The organism is Luethyella okanaganae (assembly GCF_042660285.1).
In the GTDB taxonomy this organism is placed as follows: domain Bacteria; phylum Actinomycetota; class Actinomycetes; order Actinomycetales; family Microbacteriaceae; genus Luethyella; species Luethyella okanaganae.
Map to the genome: position 1 here is coordinate 1,448,255 of NZ_JBHSTP010000001.1, position 16,939 is coordinate 1,465,193.

The 16,939-nt window shown below is 66.2% G+C and carries 17 protein-coding genes; 5 read left to right on the forward strand and 12 right to left on the reverse strand.

Going from position 1 to position 16,939, the window contains the following annotated elements; genetic code table 11:
• Positions 1-77 precede the first annotated feature (77 nt).
• The 3 genes from ACFQB0_RS06840 (at position 78) to ACFQB0_RS06850 (ending at position 2,147) form a co-directional block, all read left to right on the forward strand.
• Positions 78-455 carry a BlaI/MecI/CopY family transcriptional regulator gene (locus ACFQB0_RS06840; protein ID WP_386729153.1) on the forward strand — a complete coding sequence of 126 codons (378 nt, stop codon included), beginning with the start codon at positions 78-80 and terminating at the stop codon, positions 453-455.
• A gap of 4 nt (positions 456-459) precedes the next feature.
• Positions 460-1,392, forward strand: a complete 933-nt coding sequence (locus tag ACFQB0_RS06845) for a M56 family metallopeptidase (protein ID WP_386729155.1) — start codon at positions 460-462, stop codon at positions 1,390-1,392.
• Between the two features lie 68 nt (positions 1,393-1,460).
• Positions 1,461-2,147, forward strand: coding sequence for a DedA family protein (locus ACFQB0_RS06850; protein WP_386729158.1), 687 nt, complete (start codon positions 1,461-1,463; stop codon positions 2,145-2,147).
• A gap of 145 nt (positions 2,148-2,292) precedes the next feature.
• Here the strand turns inward: ACFQB0_RS06850 and ACFQB0_RS06855 are convergent, their stop codons facing one another.
• The 5 genes from ACFQB0_RS06855 to ACFQB0_RS06875 form a co-directional block, all read right to left on the reverse strand.
• The gene (locus ACFQB0_RS06855) at positions 2,293-3,222 is read right to left on the reverse strand and encodes an ABC transporter substrate-binding protein (RefSeq protein ID WP_386729161.1); all 930 of its coding nucleotides are present in this window, start codon (positions 3,220-3,222) and stop codon (positions 2,293-2,295) included.
• A 2-nt stretch (positions 3,223-3,224) separates the two neighbouring features.
• Positions 3,225-3,962, reverse strand: a complete 738-nt coding sequence (locus tag ACFQB0_RS06860) for an ABC transporter permease (protein ID WP_386729163.1) — start codon at positions 3,960-3,962, stop codon at positions 3,225-3,227.
• Positions 3,959-4,648 carry an ABC transporter permease gene (locus ACFQB0_RS06865; RefSeq protein WP_386729166.1) on the reverse strand — a complete coding sequence of 230 codons (690 nt, stop codon included), beginning with the start codon at positions 4,646-4,648 and terminating at the stop codon, positions 3,959-3,961. The genes ACFQB0_RS06860 and ACFQB0_RS06865 overlap by 4 nt, the downstream gene beginning before the upstream one ends.
• Positions 4,645-5,457 carry an ABC transporter ATP-binding protein gene (locus ACFQB0_RS06870; protein WP_386729170.1) on the reverse strand — a complete coding sequence of 271 codons (813 nt, stop codon included), beginning with the start codon at positions 5,455-5,457 and terminating at the stop codon, positions 4,645-4,647. Before ACFQB0_RS06870 ends, ACFQB0_RS06865 begins: the two co-directional genes overlap by 4 nt.
• 95 nt (positions 5,458-5,552) lie before the next feature.
• Positions 5,553-6,176 (reverse strand): TetR family transcriptional regulator, encoded by a 624-nt coding sequence (locus ACFQB0_RS06875; RefSeq protein WP_386729173.1) that lies wholly within the window; start codon positions 6,174-6,176, stop codon positions 5,553-5,555.
• A gap of 170 nt (positions 6,177-6,346) precedes the next feature.
• On the opposite strand from ACFQB0_RS06875, the gene ACFQB0_RS06880 reads away from it, so the two are divergent.
• Positions 6,347-7,423, forward strand: a complete 1,077-nt coding sequence (locus ACFQB0_RS06880) for an App1 family protein (protein ID WP_386729176.1) — start codon at positions 6,347-6,349, stop codon at positions 7,421-7,423.
• Here ACFQB0_RS06880 and ACFQB0_RS06885 read toward each other — a convergent pair.
• From ACFQB0_RS06885 to hisD, 3 genes are all read right to left on the reverse strand, one after another.
• On the reverse strand, positions 7,401-8,462 hold the full coding sequence (locus ACFQB0_RS06885) for a quinone-dependent dihydroorotate dehydrogenase (protein WP_386729179.1): 1,062 nt from the start codon (positions 8,460-8,462) through the stop codon (positions 7,401-7,403). The genes ACFQB0_RS06880 and ACFQB0_RS06885 overlap by 23 nt on opposite strands.
• A 49-nt stretch (positions 8,463-8,511) precedes the next feature.
• A complete protein-coding gene (gene nrdR / locus ACFQB0_RS06890) occupies positions 8,512-8,985 on the reverse strand; it encodes a transcriptional regulator NrdR (protein ID WP_386729182.1) in 474 nt (157 codons plus the stop codon).
• A 62-nt stretch (positions 8,986-9,047) separates the two neighbouring features.
• Positions 9,048-10,352, reverse strand: coding sequence for a histidinol dehydrogenase (gene hisD / locus ACFQB0_RS06895; RefSeq protein WP_386729184.1), 1,305 nt, complete (start codon positions 10,350-10,352; stop codon positions 9,048-9,050).
• Between the two features lie 104 nt (positions 10,353-10,456).
• Here hisD and ACFQB0_RS06900 point away from each other — a divergent pair, with 104 nt between their 5' ends.
• Positions 10,457-10,987, forward strand: coding sequence for a flavin reductase family protein (locus ACFQB0_RS06900; protein WP_386729187.1), 531 nt, complete (start codon positions 10,457-10,459; stop codon positions 10,985-10,987).
• Positions 10,988-11,013: 26 nt separating this feature from the next.
• Here the strand turns inward: ACFQB0_RS06900 and dnaE are convergent, their stop codons facing one another.
• The 4 genes from dnaE to ACFQB0_RS06920 all read right to left on the reverse strand — a co-directional run bounded on the left by dnaE (position 11,014) and on the right by ACFQB0_RS06920 (position 16,840).
• Complete coding sequence (gene dnaE / locus ACFQB0_RS06905; protein ID WP_386729195.1) at positions 11,014-14,481, reverse strand: DNA polymerase III subunit alpha; 3,468 nt, start codon at positions 14,479-14,481, stop codon at positions 11,014-11,016.
• A gap of 140 nt (positions 14,482-14,621) precedes the next feature.
• Complete coding sequence (locus ACFQB0_RS06910; RefSeq protein ID WP_386729198.1) at positions 14,622-15,542, reverse strand: RluA family pseudouridine synthase; 921 nt, start codon at positions 15,540-15,542, stop codon at positions 14,622-14,624.
• 4 nt (positions 15,543-15,546) lie between these two features.
• Positions 15,547-16,152 (reverse strand): signal peptidase II, encoded by a 606-nt coding sequence (gene lspA, locus ACFQB0_RS06915; RefSeq protein WP_386729201.1) that lies wholly within the window; start codon positions 16,150-16,152, stop codon positions 15,547-15,549.
• Positions 16,142-16,840 carry a DivIVA domain-containing protein gene (locus ACFQB0_RS06920; protein ID WP_386729204.1) on the reverse strand — a complete coding sequence of 233 codons (699 nt, stop codon included), beginning with the start codon at positions 16,838-16,840 and terminating at the stop codon, positions 16,142-16,144. The genes lspA and ACFQB0_RS06920 overlap by 11 nt, the downstream gene beginning before the upstream one ends.
• Between the last annotated feature and the right edge of the window lie 99 nt (positions 16,841-16,939).

The following is a 16,939-nucleotide window of genomic DNA, read 5'->3' on the forward strand; positions in this document are numbered from 1 at the left end:
TCGTGTTCTACACGATGTAGAACCCTCTTCTTCTACTGAGCGTAGAACATCTCGCGACAAAACGGTAATCTGAGTACATGGCGACTTTGGGCGATCTCGAGCGATCCGTCATGGACATCCTATGGGATCAGGATTCCGCCTTTTCGGCCAACGAACTCCGCGATCGGCTCGTGGTGACACACGGAGCATCCGGCCGCCGCGCGCTGGCGACGACCACGGTTCTCACTGTGCTGACGCGGCTGGAGAACAAGGGATTCGTCTCCCGCACTCGCGAGAGCCGGCCCCATCTCTACCGGGCGGTCACGAGTCGAGCCGAGCATACGGCCGAGCTCATGCACGAGGTCCTGGGCAGTTCCCCTGACAGAGATGCCGCTCTCGCGCGTTTCGTCGGACAGGTCACGCCACACGAGGCCGAGACGCTGCGAAAGCTGCTCGCTCCGCGTCAGCACGGGTAAGGCCGTGTACCTCGCGAGCGGCGCACTCGCCGCACTCGCCGTCCTCCTCGCCTGGCCGGTTCCCATAGCGCTCTCGCGTGCGTCCTGGCCTTCGCGCGCGCCGGGCATCGCTCTCGCACTGTGGCAGGCCGTTGCCCTCGCAGGCGGATTGTCGATGATCGGAGCGCTCCTCGTCTACGGCCTGGTCCCATTCGGTGGCGAGCTGCCCGCCGGGGTGAGCGTGCTGCTCGGGCATCTCTTCTCCGGTCCACTCCCGGCCGACATCGGCGCGACCCACATCGTCGCGATCGGCGGCGCGCTCCTCCTCGGCACCCATCTGCTCCTCAATCTCGTCGACACTGCCGTGCGCACGGAGAGGCAGAGGCGGCGGCATCACGCACTCGTGGATCTCCTGAGCTCACCCATGCCCGATCGCCCCGACGCGCGAGTGCTCGATCATCCGGCGCCGGTCGCCTATTGCCTGCCGGGAGTCCGCACCATCACCGTGCTCTCCGAGGGGCTCATCGAACTGCTCGAGCCCGAGCAACTCCACGCGGTGCTGGCGCATGAGCGCACCCATCTACGGCAGTATCACCATCTGGTTCTGCTCGCATTCAAGGCGTGGGATAGCGCACTCCCCTGGTTTCCGATCGCCAATCGGGCCGAGCACGCCGTGACGCTGCTCGTCGAGATGCTCGCAGACGACGAGGCGGAACGCGAGGTCGATGCATACACGCTCGCGACCACGATCGCCCTCGTCGGCTCACCCTGGGACGGGGTGGGCTACGCCCGGGACGGCGCAGCGACCATTGCCGCCGACGCGTCCACCGTGAACGCGCGCATCTCCCGCCTGCTCGCACCGCGGAAGCCGCTCCCCGCATTGAGCCGCGCGCTCGTCCTGGCCGTGGCGGTAGGCCTCCTCACCGTTCCGGTCGTGTCCCTGCTCCTGCTGCTCTGAGCCTGAGCGCTCAGAACCTCTGCTCGTGATTTCGGCTGGTGAGCGGGCGACAGCCTAGGCTCGATGACGTGAACGAGCTTCTCACGTGGATCCTGGACATCGTTCAAACCGTCGACCCCGTCGCGCGAACCTTCCTGGCCGCCGTTGGAATCATGCTCGAGACCTCGATCCTCATCGGCCTCGTCGTCCCCGGCGACACGATCGTGATCGTGGCGAGCACCGCCGTCGAGAACCCTGTACAGTACATCTCGCTCGTCGTCGCCGTCGTGATCGGCGCTCTCACAGGTGAGAGCATCGGTTTCGCCCTCGGGCGATGGTTCGGACCGCATGTCCGGCGCAGCAGGCTCGGACGCACGATCGGGGAGGACAATTGGCGCCGCGCCGAACGCTACCTGACCAGGCGCGGTGGAATCGCCGTCTTCACCTCGCGGTTCCTGCCGGTGCTGCACTCCCTCATCCCGGTCACCGTCGGCATGAGCACGATGCGCTACCGCACCTTCATGGCCTGGACCGTCCCCGCGTGCCTTATCTGGGCCTTTGCCTATGTGACGGTCGGATCGCTGGTCGCCAGTGGCTACCGGGAGCTCGCCGAGGAACTGCATTTCGCAGGCTACATCTTCGTCGGCGTCATCGTCGTCTTCGTCGTGCTCGTCGTCGTCGCCAAGAGGCTGCTGCAGCGCAGCGAGGCAAAGCACATGGAGCCGGACCGCGGCGAGGGCAGGCAGGCGCCATCCGACGACCTCCAGCCTCGCTGATCACATCGGTGCAGGAGCGACCGCGCCACTGTACTGCTACGAAGTCATCGCGCCCCCATTCCGGGGGATGGCCATCGCGAGGAGAAACGACATGGCCGCGCCCATCCTGCGGGACGGACGCGGCCGTGGTTCGGCTGATGAGAGACTAAAACAGCTTCTTCTCGGCCAACCAGCCCTTGGCGATCGTGTCGGCCGACTCCTGCTCGTTCACGCTGAGCGAGTTGAGCGCGACGAGATCGGATGCGCTCAGTGCCGCCTGAACCTTGTTGACGACCGCTGCGGCTTCATCCGTCACCCCGTCGCCGGCGAGGGGGACGACGTGGGATGCCAGGAACAGGCCCTTGGGGTCCTCGAGCGTCACGAGGTTGTTCGCCTTGATGTTGGGATCCGCACTGTAGATGTTGACCACTTGAACGGTTCCGTCCTTGAGCGCCTGCTGGGTGAGGGGTCCGCCGCTGTCCTCGATCGCGATGAAGCCGATCGTGACGCCATAGGTGGCCTTGAGCCCTTTCGGACCGTAAGGACGGGTCTCCAACTCGGAGTTGCCGCCGAGCGTGAGGGGGGTGGTGACCGAGGCGAGATCCCCGATCGAGGTCAGCTTGTTGGCGTCGGCGAACTCCTTGGTCACGACGTAGGAGTCCTGATCGGTTGCCGCGGCCTGATCGAGGACACGGAGACCTTTCGGCAGGGCGTCGGCGAGCGCGGCGTACACGTCGTCGCTCGTGCGTGCTTGGGTGTCGGGAACGTAGTACTGCAGCAGGTTGCCCGTGTACTCGGGGAACAGGTCGACCTCGCCGTTCTCGAGCGACGGAAGATAGGCGTCCCGTTGACCGATGTTGAACTTGCGCTCGACCGTGAACCCGTTGGCCTCGAGGGCCTGCGCGTAGATCTCGGCGATGATCTCGTTGGAATAGTACTGCTGCGAGCCGACGACGATGGCGCCGGAGGATCCGCCGGCAGAATCGGTGCTGGCGGCGCCCAACGGGTTGCCGGATGCGCAACCGGCCAGGGCCGCGACCGCCAGGGCCGCGACGGCACCGACGAACGCGAGCCGGCCTCTTCGTGCTGTGAACATGGTTATTTCCCTTTCTCGATGGGGTATGTCACCGCCGTGCGTGGCCGAGACGGCCGCACACGGACCATCTTCGCGCGACCCGCGGACACTCCATGCGGAACCACGGCCTTCTGGGTAACGCTGAAGAGTCCCTCGAGCACGAGGGCGAGCGCGGTGACGACGATGGAGGCTCCGAGCATCTCGATGTAGTTCTTCGTGCTGATGCCGTGGAAGATGTAGCCACCCAGTGCACCGCCGCCGACGTAGGCGGCGAGCGTCGCGGTCGCGACCACCTGGAGCACGCCGGCGCGGATGCCTCCGATGAGCAACGGCATCCCGAGCGGGATCTCGACCGTGACCAGAATCTGCCACTCGGTCATGCCGACCGCGCGCGCCGCGTCGATCGTCAAGCGGTCGATCGCCTCGATCCCTGCATAGGCGCCGGCGAGCAGCGGCGGTATCGCGAGGATCACGAAGGCGAGCAGAGGCGCCTTGAAGCCGATGCCGAGCCCCAGGGCGAACAGGATGAGGATGCCGAGACTCGGCAGCGCACGCATACCCCCCGTGAACGAGACCGCCAGCTCGCGCCCCCTGCCGGTGTGACCTATCAGATAGCCGGCCGGGAGTGCTATGACGGCGGCGATCAGCACGGCACCGAAGGTGTAACCGAGATGTTCGGCGATGCGCGTCGGCAGTGCGTTCTGCCCGGAGTGGGCGGCCGGATCGAAGATCCATGCGATCGCGGCAAGAAACAGAGTCATCCGATACCCGCCGCCTCCGAGACCCGCAATGTCGTCGGCGACGCAGCGCGCCGGTGCCGACGGTTCCAGGGCAGAAGGAAGGTGCCGAGCGCGACGAGCGCCAGGTCGAAGATCAGGGCGATGAGCACTGTTGCGATGATTCCGCTCGCCACCTCGATCGGAATGTTCCGCTGGAATCCGTTGAGGAACAGGTAGCCGAGGCTCGTCACCCCGATCACCGAGCCGACGGTGACGAGGCTCACCGTGCTCACCGAGACGACGCGCAGGCCAGCGAGGAGCACGGGTCCTGCGAGCGGCAGCTCGACCAGCCAGAACCGTTGCCACGCCGAATAGCCCACCCCCGTCGCGGACTGGCGCACGTCGGCGTCGACCGAGTCGAGCGCATCCGCGGTCGCGCGCAGCATGAGCGCGACCGCGTAGATCGTGAGAGCTATGACGACGTTGACGGAGTCGAGGATGCTCGTGCCGATGACCGCGGGAAGCGCAATGAACATCGCGAGCGACGGCACCGTGAACAACACGGTCGCGGTCGTGAACAGCACGCTGCGGCCGACCTGGTACCGATGAGCGAGCCAGCCCAGCGGCAGGGAGATCGCGAAACCGAGCACGACGGGAAGCACGCTGAGCGCGACATGGGCCAGCGAAAGCTGCCAGACCAGATCGAGGTTCGACCACAGCCAGTTCACGAAGCGAGCACTCCGGCCGGGCGCCCCTCGGAGTCCACGACGAGCCGGCGCCCGTCGATCTCGGTGAGGTGCAACGCCCGCCGCCCGCGATCTGCTCCGATGAAACTGGCGACGAAGTCGTCGGCCGGCTGCGCCAGAATCTCGCTCGGTGTGCCGATCTGGGCGACCCGTCCGCCCGTCTTGAGGATCGCGACCTGGTCGCCGAGCAGAAACGCCTCGTCGATGTCGTGCGTCACGAACACGACGGTTTTGTCGAGTTCGCCCTGCAACCGCAGCAATTCCTGCTGGAGTTCAGCGCGAACGAGCGGATCGACGGCTCCGAATGGCTCGTCCATGAGCAGAATGTTGGGATCTACGGCGAGTCCACGCGCTACGCCGACCCGCTGCTGCTGCCCGCCCGACAACTGACTCGGGTACTTGTCGGCGAGCGAGCGATCCAGCCCGACCGTGTCCAGCAGCGTGAGCGCGTGCGCACGTGCCTCGCGTTTGCGAGTACCGCGCAGCATCGGGACGGTCGCGACGTTGTCGACGACCTTGCGGTGCGGCAACAGCCCCGAGTTCTGCATGACGTAGCCGATGCTGCGACGAAGTTTGACCGGGTCGACCGTCGAGACATCCGTGTCGTCGATCGCGATGGTGCCGCTCGTCGGGTCGACCATGCGGTTGATCATGCGCAACAGGGTCGTCTTGCCAGACCCGGATGAGCCCACGAGAACCGTCGTCTTGCGGGACGGGATCACAAGACTGAAGTCCTCGACGGCAAGCGTGCCGTCGGGGAATCGTTTCGTCACCGAGCGGAACTCGATCATAGGTGGCTCATTCCTCGAATGGGTCGGATCAACACGTGCCAGAGGTCTACACAAACACCATTCGGTGCGTGAGCGAAAGGAGATCGTGAAAAATGTCAGGATCGACGCGCTCGCCCGTCGTCCGGACTATGCGTCGACGATGTTCCGTAGTGGCTGACGAGGTAAGCGTGCATGATCGAACGGCATTCGGCGATGAACCGTTCGTCGCCATGCGGGTCGGTCACAAAAGCCCGTGAGAGCAGGGCGTCCGCCATCTCCACGATGACTTCGAGACGGAAGGTGAGCTCCGGTCCGCCGGGCAGGCCGAACTCCTCGGCGAGTACGTTCGCGAGCCGGTAGGCGAAGAACCCGGCCTCGATGTCCTCTCCGGGCAGCGGGGCGCGTTCGCGATCGGCGAAATGGATGATCCGGAACCCGGCCTCTGTGCGGTAGAGATCCACGAACGCCGTAACCGTGCAATCGATAGCATCCCACCAGTTCGACGGGTTCCGGCCGATCATCTCATTGGCGACGCGCAGACGGAACCGCTGCACCGAACGATCGCGCAGGGCATGCAGCACCGCCACCCGGTCCGGGAAATACCGGTAGACGGTGCCGATTGAGGCACCCGCTCTCTCGGCGATCATCGCGGTCGTGACGCGATCGAAGCCGACCTCGTCGACAACCTCCGCTGCCGCATCGAGAAGCGCATTCAAGCGCTCCGCACTTCGCTGCTGCATCGGCTCCGTCCGTACAGCCAATGCTGCACTCGGATCGTCCGCCCCAATTAGGTCCCCTACCGGCACGTTTCCTCCTCGACATACGAAATTCAACTCTAGTTGGGATTCCTCCACATTGCTCCAATATCTGACAGTGCGGCGAAGACGGGGCGACGTGAAAGACTGAGGTCGTGGCCGAGACCCCCGAACCCCAGCCGGTGCGCCCCGCCCGCGCAGCGACCCCGCACGGCGCTGCACGCGTCGAGGACTGGGTGCACGAGCGCAGGGAACGTTGGGCCCGCAAACGCGGCCACCGTCCCACGGTCATCCCGTACTCCGGCTACGGTTCCACCGAGTGGGCGCGCATCCTGTGCCGGGTGCTGCTCTCCCGCCCCGTCTCGGAGGGATCGGGATCAGAGCGCGTCCTGCGGCGACGCCAGCGGCGACGCGAGCAGGGCATCCGAGGCTGGCGCAGTTTCACGAGTGTCCCGTTGGGATACGTCACCGTGCGGATCGAGGTCGATGGCACTGTGATCGAGGTTCGCTCCGACCGTGGCGGGGTGGTCGACGCCGTCGTTCCCGTCGGCCTCACCCCCGGCTGGCACTCGGCGACCTTAACGGCGGGCGGCTCTGCCCCCGTCGAGGCTCCCATCTACGTGGTCGATCCCGCCGTGCGCTTCGGCGTCATCTCCGACGTCGACGACACCGTCATGGTCACCGTGCTCCCACGGCCCTTGCTCGCGGCCTGGAACACTTTCGTGCTCGACGAGCACGCCCGCATTCCCACCTCGGGGATGGCCGTGCTGCTCGAACGCCTCGCGAACTCGCACGCGGGCGCACCGGTGATCTATCTGTCGACGGGAGCCTGGAACGTCGCCCCGACCCTGACCCGCTTCCTGTCCCGCAATCTCTACCCGGCCGGTGCCCTGTTGCTGACGGATTGGGGGCCGACCCACGATCGCTGGTTCCGCAGCGGACAGGACCACAAGCGCGTCAATCTCATGCGGCTCGCCGAGGAGTTCCCCGACATCCGCTGGCTCCTGGTCGGCGACGACGGCCAGCACGACGAGGACATCTACGGCGAGTTCGCGACCAGGCGACCGCGGAACGTCGCCGCCGTCGCCATCCGGCAGCTTTCGACCGGCGAGGCGGTTCTGGCCGGCGGGCGCTCCAAGGCGGAGGCCCGCCGCGACACGGGCGTGCCATGGGTCTACGCTCCTGACGGCTCCGGCCTCGCCGACCAGCTCACCGAACTTGGTTTCCTCTAGCCGACCGGCCCGCGATCGCGAGCCGTTCCAGGCCGCGGTTGACCTGCATCGCCCAGAGCGGACCTCGGTACAGGAACGCCGTGTATCCCTGCACGAGCGTGGCGCCCGCGTCGAGCCGTGCTCTGACGTCCTCGGCGGTCTCGACACCGCCCACCGAGATCACGCACAAGGCGTCGGGGACGTTCGCGCGGATGAGTCGGAGCACCGCGAGCGATCGCTCCGCGAGCGGTGCTCCTGAGAGCCCCCCGGCACCGGCCGCCTCTACAACGGGCGCCGGGGTGCGAAGTCCCCCTCGGGCCACCGTCGTATTCGTGGCGATGATACCGTCGAGGCCGAGGTCGACGACGAGCCTGGCGACTTTGCGCAGCTCCTCGTCGAGCAGGTCCGGTGCGATCTTCACGAGCAACGGCGTCGATCCGGATGCCTCCTTGACCGCAGCCAGGAGCGGAGCGAGCAACTCGAGCTCTTGCAGTCCGCGCAGTCCAGGGGTGTTGGGCGAACTCACGTTCACGACGAGATAGTCTGCGACGGGCGCGAGGGCGCGCGCACTCGACAGATAGTCCTCCGTCGCGTCGGCGACGGCGGTCACGCGGCTCTTACCGATGTTCACGCCGAGCACCGGCCGCACCCGAGTGGCACGTACCCGCGAGAGCCGCTCGCGCGCCGCGCTCGACCCGCCGTTGTTGAAGCCCATCCGATTGATCACGGCCCGGTCGGAGACAAGGCGGAACAGACGCGGTCTCTCATTGCCCGGCTGAGCGTGTGCCGTGAGCGTGCCGACCTCGACGTGTCCGAAGCCGAGCTGTCCGAGGCCGACGACGGCCTTGCCATCTTTGTCGAATCCGGCGGCGAGCCCGAATGGCGTCTCGAAATGCAGTCCGAGAGCCTGCACCGAGAGGTCGCTGCGCGGGCGGGTGAAGCGGTGCACGAGACGACCGAAGCCCAGAACCGGGAGCGCCCGGATCACGCTGAAGGCGAGGTGGTGGGCACGCTCGGGGTCGAGCCTGGACAGGACGAGAGAAAAGAGGATGCGATACATGGCGCTGTAAGATTACCGGGCGCGACGGCCGACCGGCCTCCGCCCCGGCCTACTCCTGCGGTCTCGCGGGCAGCCTGCCGTGCTCGACACGCAGCTGATCGATGGCCGACTCGAAGTCGTCGAGTGATTCGAACGCTTGATAGACGCTTGCGAAACGGAGATAGGCGACCTCGTCGAGGTCTCGCAGCGGCGACAGGATGGCGAGGCCGATGTCGTTCGCCTCGATCTGCGAGGCACCCGTCGAGCGGATCGTCTCCTCCACCTTCTGCGCCAGCACGGCGAGGTCGGAGTCGGTCACGGGGCGACCCTGACAAGCCTTGCGCACACCGAGAACGACCTTTTCGCGGCTGAACGGCTCGACGACCCCGCTGCGTTTGATCACGCTGAGGCTGGCTGTCTCGGTCGTGCTGAAACGACGACCGCATTCCGGGCATTGCCGACGGCGACGGATCGAGAGGCCGTCATCGCTCGTGCGGGAGTCGATGACCCGGGAGTCCGGGTGGCGGCAGAACGGACAGAACATCGTGGCTCAAGCCTAGCGCGATGCGAGAGGCGCCCGGCTGCGACGCCCGTCTCGGTCCTGAATCAGGCGAACCGCGCGGCGACGGCATCGCCATGCGCCGGAAGCGCCTCAGCAGTCGACAGGGCGGCGATGTGATCGGCCACCTCACGCAGCGCCTCGCGGCTGTAGCTGACGATCTGCTGCGAGCGCAGGAACGTCGACGCGCCGAGACCAGCGGAGAAGCGTGCCTGCCCGCCCGTCGGGAGCACATGGTTCGAACCGGCGGCGTAGTCGCCGAGGCTGACGGGCGAATTCGGGCCGAGGAAGATCGCCCCGGCGTTCTCGATCAGCACGAGCGTCGTCTCCGGTTCGGAGGTCTGGATCTCGAGGTGCTCTGGGCCGAAGGCGTTGCTGAATGCCGCGGCCACCCCGAGGTCGTCGACGAGGACGATCGCGGACTGAGTGCCGCCGAGAGCCGCGGTGACCCGCCCGCTGTGTGCCGTACTCTCCGCGAGTTCCCCGAGCTTCTCCTCGACGGCGACGGCCAGATCGGCCGAGTCGGTGACGAGCACGGCGGCGGCGAGTTCGTCGTGCTCGGCCTGGCTCACGAGATCGGCTGCGATGAGCGAGGGGTCGGCTGCGGCATCCGCAATGACGAGGATGTCTGTGGGACCGGCTTCTGCGTCGATACCGGCCTGCCCTCGGATGAGCCGCTTCGCCGCCGCGACGTAGACATTGCCGGGGCCGGTGACGAGCTGCACCGGATCCAGGCCGATGGCGGGCACGCCGTAGGCGAGCGCAGCAACGGCCCCCGCTCCACCCATCGCGTAGATCTCTGCGATGCCGAGCAGACCCGCGACCGCGAGGATCGTCGGGTGCACCCGACCATCGAACGCGTTCTGCGGCGGCGAGGCGAGCGCGATCGAGCCGACCCCGGCGACCTGAGCCGGAACCACGTTCATGACGACACTCGACGGGTAGACGGCCTTGCCGCCGGGAACGTACAGTCCGACGCGACCGATCGGCTGCCAGCGCTGCAGAATGGTCGCTCCATCGGCGAGAGTCGTCGTCACTGCCGGAGGCACCTGAGCGGCGCTCGCACGGCGCACGCGGCGGATGGTCTCCTCGATGGCACGGCGCACGGCGGGGTCGAGAGCCGCCACCGCCTGGTCGACATGCTCGGCTGGCACCCGGACGGCCTCCGGCCGCACCCGGTCGAGCCGCTCCGCCTGGTCGAGGAGCGCGACTTCGCCGCGTGCCCGCACGTCGGCGATGAGTTCGGCGGCGATCTCGCTGGCGGCCGAGACGTCGGTGGCCGCTCGCGGCACGGCTGCGAGCAGTTCGGCTGGACTAAGCTGAAGTCCCCGGAGGTCGATGTTCTGGATCATGGCCCCTTCAGTGTATTGGCTGACGCCCACGCGAACGGTCCGGGGAATACCGCAGGTCTCTCCATGATTGATGCAGACGTATGAACGAGACACCGACTCCTCCCGTGACCGAGTTCTCCGCCGCCGCGGCACCGGCTGCTGGTGCGGCGACCCCGGAGGATCTCCTCGCCTTCAAGCGAGCGTTCCGGCGGCACGCCTCGGGCGTAGCGGTCATCACGGCGCTCGATCCTGATGGCAACCCCGTCGGCTTCACGGCGACCTCGCTCGCGTCCCTCTCGGCGGTTCCTCCGCTGGCGACCTTCAACATGGCACGGTCCTCCAGCACGTGGCGCGCGATCGCCGAGACGGATCGCGTCGCCATCCACATGCTCGGTGTGCGCAACCGTCCGGTCGCCGAGAAGATGGCCGGCGACAACGCCCAGCGCTTCATCGGCGATCATTGGCGCGCGGGACCCGGCGGTCTGCCGATCCTCGACGACGTGACCTCGTGGATGGTGGGCAGAATCGTCGAGCGACTGCACGTGCACAACAACGCCGTGATTGTCGTCCACATCGAGGCTGGCGAGCTCGGCGACGACGACGCTCCCCTGCTCTATCACAAACGTCAGTACCGTACCCCTGGCGACGTGGTCTGAGCGGCCGGAGCGGGAACGCCGCACGGCTACGCGAGGCAGTTCGGTCCGAGCAGACTCTTGAGCTCGCCGTAGAGATCCGCGGTCACCCGCACCGGATACGGCACCTCGAAGACACGGACCGTCGAGCCCTTGACCAGTTTGAGTCGCACCTCGGTTTCACCGGCGTGCCTGACGAGCACGTCGTTGAGCGCCGTGACCGTGTCGGTCGTCGCACGGCTGTCTGGCATCGAGATCACTACGGGGCCGTTCTCCACGCCCTGACCCAGATCCGGACTGAACAGGCTGAAGGCGTGCAGGTTCATGCCGTCGTCGCGAAGACTCACCCGACCGCGCACCACGACGATGGAGTCGCCGAGCAGTGCCGAGGCGAACTCCTGGTAGGCCTTGCCCATGAACATGACCGTGATCTCGCCGCCGAAGTCTTCGACCTGGATCATGCCGTACTGATTGCCGGAGTTCTTGGCCGTGCGGTGCTGCACACTCGTCACGAGGCCTGCGATCGTCACGGTCTCGCCGTCCTGGAGGGCCTCGGACGCCATCAGATCGGCGATCGAGGTGCCCGCGTGCTTCGCGAGCGGCACCTCGAGACCGGCGAGCGGGTGGTCGGAGACGTAGAGGCCGAGCATCTCACGCTCGAAAGCGAGCTTGTCGCGCTTCGCCCACTCGGGCCGGTCGGGCACCTCGGACGTCGGCGAATCGCCGGCATCGTCGAACAGGCTGTCGAAGTCGAACCCGATGTTGCCGTTCTCCTCGTCGCGCTTGATCTTCACCGCCGACTCGACGGACTGCTCGTGGATCTCGACGAGCGCCCGCCTGGTCGCACCGAGCGAGTCGAAGGCGCCCGCCTTGATGAGTGATTCGATGGTGCGCTTGTTGGCTGCGTGGATGGGCGCCTTGCGCAAGAAATCGTGGAACGACTCGAATCGCCCCTTCTGCTCACGGGCGAGCCGGATGCCGTCCACGACGTTCGCACCGACGTTGCGCACGGCGCCCAGGCCGAACCGGATGTCCTTGCCGACGGCGGCGAAGAACCCGATCGACTCGTTGACGTCCGGCGGTAGCACCTTGATCCCCATGCGCCGGCACTCGTTCAGGTAGAGCGCCATCTTGTCTTTGGAGTCGCCGACACTCGTCAGCAGCGCGGCCATATACTCGGCCGGATAGTGCGCCTTGAGGTAGGCGGTCCAGTACGACACGACACCGTACGCCGCCGAGTGCGCCTTGTTGAAGGCGTAGTCGGAGAACGGCAGCAGGATGTCCCACAGCGTATCGACCGCCGGTTTGGAGTAGCCGTTCGCCAGCATCCCGGCCTCGAAGCCCTCGAACTGCTTGTCCAGTTCGGACTTCTTCTTCTTTCCCATGGCACGGCGCAGAATGTCGGCCTGGCCGAGCGAGAAGCCCGCGACCTTCTGCGCGATGGCCATCACCTGCTCCTGGTAGATGATGAGGCCGTAACTGGTGGAGAGGATCTCGGCGAGGGAGTCGGCGAGCTCGGGGTGGATCGGCGAGATGGGCTGCTGCCCGTTCTTGCGGAGGGCATAGTTGATGTGCGAGTTCGCCCCCATGGGCCCAGGGCGATACAGTGCGATGAGCGCCGAGATGTCCTCGAAGTTGTCTGGCTTCATGAGGCGCAGCAGTGATCGCATAGGCCCACCGTCGAGCTGGAACACTCCGAGCGTGTCGCCCCGCGACAGCAGCTCGTATGCCTCACGATCGTCGAGGTCGAGGTCCTCGAGCACGGGGCGGATGCCGCGGTTGGCCTCGATGTTGTCGAGCGCGTCGTTGATGATCGTCAGGTTGCGCAGACCGAGGAAGTCCATCTTGATCAGTCCGAGCGACTCGCAGGCCGGATAGTCGAACTGTGTGACGATCTGGCCGTCCTGCTCGCGCTTCATGATGGGGATGATGTCGATCAGCGGGTCGCTCGACATGATCACGCCAGCGGCGTGCACACCCCACTGCCGCTTGAGGTTCTCGATGCCGAGCGCCGTGTCGAAGACGGTCCTGGCGTCGGAATCGGACTCCACGACCGCGCGAATGTCCGCAGCCTCCTTGTAGCGCGGATGGTTCTTGTCGAAGATGCCGGTCAGCGGGATGTCCTTGCCCATGACGGGCGGCGGCATCGCCTTGGTGAGCTTGTCTCCCATTCCGAAGGGGAAGCCGAGCACGCGCGAGGAGTCTTTGAGCGCCTGTTTGGCCTTGATCGTTCCATAGGTGACGATCTGCGCGACGCGCTCCTCGCCGTACTTCTCGGTCACGTACTTGATGACCTCACCACGGCGACGGTCGTCGAAGTCGACGTCGAAGTCGGGCATGGAGACGCGGTCGGGGTTGAGGAAGCGCTCGAAGATGAGACCGTGCTGGAGCGGGTCGAGGTCGGTGATGCGCATGGCGTACGCCGCCATCGAGCCGGCGCCGGAGCCACGGCCGGGACCGACGCGGATTCCGTTGTCCTTCGACCAGTTGATGAAGTCGGCGACGACGAGGAAGTAGCCCGGGAAACCCATCTGCAAGATGACGCCGACCTCGTAGTCGGCCTGCTTGCGGACAAGCTCTGGGATGCCGTCCGGGTAGCGATAGGCGAGACCCTTGTCGACTTCCTTGACGAACCAGCTGTCCTCGGTCTCGCCCTCTGGCACCGGGAAGCGCGGCATGTAGTTGGCCGCGGTGTCGAAGCCGACGTCACAGCGTTCGGCGATGAGGAGGGTGTTGTCGCAGGCCTCGGGGTGGTCACGGAAGAGCTGGCGCATCTGCTCTGCGGACTTCAGATAGAACTCGTCCGCATCGAACTTGAACCGGTTGGGATCGTCGAGCGTCGACCCGGACTGCACGCACAGCAGAGCGGCATGGCTCGTCGCGTCGTGAGCGTGGGTGTAGTGCAGGTCGTTGGTCGCGACGAGGGGCAGACCGAGTTCTTTCGCGAGCTTGATCAGGTCGGCCATGATGCGCCGCTCGATGTCGAGCCCGTGGTCCATGATCTCGGCGTAGTAGTTCTCCTTGCCGAAGATGTCGCGGAAGTCGGCTGCGGCCTTGACGGCCTCGTCGTACTGGCCGAGTCTCAGCCGGGTCTGCACCTCGCCGCTCGGGCATCCCGTCGTCGCGATAAGCCCTTCGCTGTAAGAGGAGAGGATCTCCCTGTCCATTCGCGGCTTGAAGTAGTAGCCCTCCATCGAGGCCAGAGACGAGAGCCGGAACAGGTTGTGCATGCCCGTGTTGTTCGCCGACAACAGGGTCATGTGCGTGTATGCGCCGGCCCCCGAGACGTCGTCCTGCCCGCCACTGCCCCAACGCACGCGTGTTTTGTCGCCGCGATGAGTGCCAGGGGTCACATAGGCCTCGGTGCCGATGATCGGCTTGATGCCCGCCTCGGTCGCAGTGCGCCAGAAGTCGAAGGCGCCGAAGACGTTGCCATGGTCGGTCACGGCGACGGCCGGCATCCCTTGCTCGACGGCCGCATCGATGAGTGGCTTTACACGTGCGGCACCATCGAGCATGGAGTATTCGCTGTGGACATGCAGATGAACGAACGAATCGCCACGTGAGGACAAGACTGCTCCGGCTAACTGGCTACTGAACTGCTGATGAACGGGCTGGCTGCTCGGACGGCGCGGATGCTGCCGGCTGAGACTCCAGCCTAATCCTCCCCGAGGACATCGAGAGCGTGCCGTAGATCCGGTGGGTAGTCGGCATCGAATGACACCCACTCGCCGCTCTGCGGATGCGCGAAGGCGAGCCGAACGGCGTGCAGCCACTGCCGCTCCAGTCCGAGCCTCGCCGACAGGGTGGGATCCGCTCCGTACATCGAGTCGCCGACGCACGGATGCCGTTGCGCGGCCATGTGCACCCGGATCTGATGCGTTCGCCCCGTCTCGAGGTGGATTTCGAGCAGTGACGCATACGGAAAGGCCTCGAGCGTCTCGTAGTGGGTGATCGAGTGCTTTCCATCGGCGACGACGGCGAACTTCCAGTCCGAGCGCGGGTGGCGCCCGATCGGCGCATCGATCGTTCCTGCGAGCGGGTCTGGATGGCCCTGCACGACGGCGTGGTAGACCTTCTGCACCTCGCGGTCGTGGAAGGCTCGCTTGAGAGAGGCGTATGCGTGCTCGGACTTCGCGACGACCATGAGACCGCTCGTGCCTGCGTCGAGCCGGTGCACGACGCCGGCGCGCTCCGCCGCCCCCGAAGTGGAGATCCGGTATCCCGCCGCAGAGAGCGCCCCGACGACGGTCGGTCCCGTCCAGCCGACGGAGGGATGCGCCGCGACCCCAGGCGGCTTGTTCACCACGACGATGTCGTCGTCGTCGTAGACGATGGCGAGATCGGGAACCGCGATCGGCACGATCGAGAGCTCGTCCTTCGGCCGCCAACTCACTTCGAGCCAGGAGCCGGCGTGCAGCCGGTCGGCCTTATCGACGAGAACGCCGTCGAGGGTGACCCCCCCGGCCTCGGCGATTCCGGCCGCAAGGCTGCGTGAGAAGCCCAGGAGTTTGGCGAGACCAGCGTCGACACGCGTGCCATCGAGTCCGTCGGGGACGGGAAAGGAACGGGACTCCATGTCGTCAGGAGACGGCGGTGTTGCTCGCGGACCGGTCGGTCGGAGCATCCCTGACGGCGTCGTCGACCGGTTCCGAGCGTTCCTTCGGCTTCGCGTGCACGATCCGCGTCCCGTCCAGCCCGACTCCGCGGATGGTGAGGATCATGAACAGCACCATGCTCGAGATGATGCAGATGTCGGCGATGTTGTAGATCGCTGGGATGAGCCACGGCGTCGAGAGAAAGTCGATGACGTGCCCGACGGCGAAGCCTGGCTCCCGGAAGTACCGGTCCGTGAGATTCCCGAGGACTCCCCCGAGTAGCAGTCCGAAGACGACCGCCCAGGCGAGGGAACGGATGCGCCGTGCGAACCAGACGATGAAGACGATCACCGCCGAGGCGATGATCGTGAAGATCCAGGTCATCCCGCTTGCGATCGAGAAGGCGGCCCCGGGGTTCCGAACGAACTGCAATTGCAGAACGCCTCCGAGCACCGGAACCACCTCCCCCTCGCTCAGGTTCATGACGACGAGGTACTTGCTGAACTGGTCGAGTCCATAGGCGCAGAGCGCAACGACGGCCAGTACGACAAGCGCCGTGGCGCTGACCTTCGCCGCGGCCTTAGCCGCCAAAGCCCTGGAAGCTCGGAGCCTGTGCCCCCTCGCCCTCTGGCTTCGCGCTCACCGGCGAGCCGAAGCCCGCCGTCGACGCACCGGCGACCGGAGCGTTGACACTCGAGGAGTCGAGCTCGCGCAGTTGACCCTCGATGTAGGACTTGAGCTTGGCACGGTACTCGCGCTCGAAGGTGCGCAGTTCGTCGATGCGGGTCTCGAGGCCGATACGCTCCTGGTCGAGCGCCCCGATCTGGGCGCGCTGCTTGGCCTCCGCCTCCGCGACGACACGAGCGGCGGTCGCGTGGCCCTCGGCGATGAGCGCGTCGCGCTTCTCGATGCCCTCGCGCACGTGCTCCTCGTGCAGGCGGCGAGCCAGCTGCAGCAGGTTGGTGCTGCTGGTCTGCTCCAGGTCCTCGGCACTCTGCGTCGGGGCAGTGACGGGAACCGGGGCCACGACGGGAGCCGCGGCGACGGCGACCGGCTCGGCAAAGGTCGGCACAGGCGCAGGCGCCGCGGCGGCCTGTTCCCCGCCGAGCGACTCCGCTGCAGCGAGACGCTGACGAAGCTCATCGTTCTCTGCGTTCAGGCGACGCAACTCCACGACGACCTCGTCGAGGAAGTCGTCGACCTCGTCCTGGTCGTAACCCTCTCGGAACTTGGTCGGCTGAAACCGCTTGTTGACTACATCTTCCGGAGTTAGCGCCATGGCTTTCCACCCTTAGAACTCAATTGCGAACATGTGAACAACGTTCGACTAACGGTAGCAAAGTCCGGCGGAGAATCGCACGGAACGCCACCCGACAAC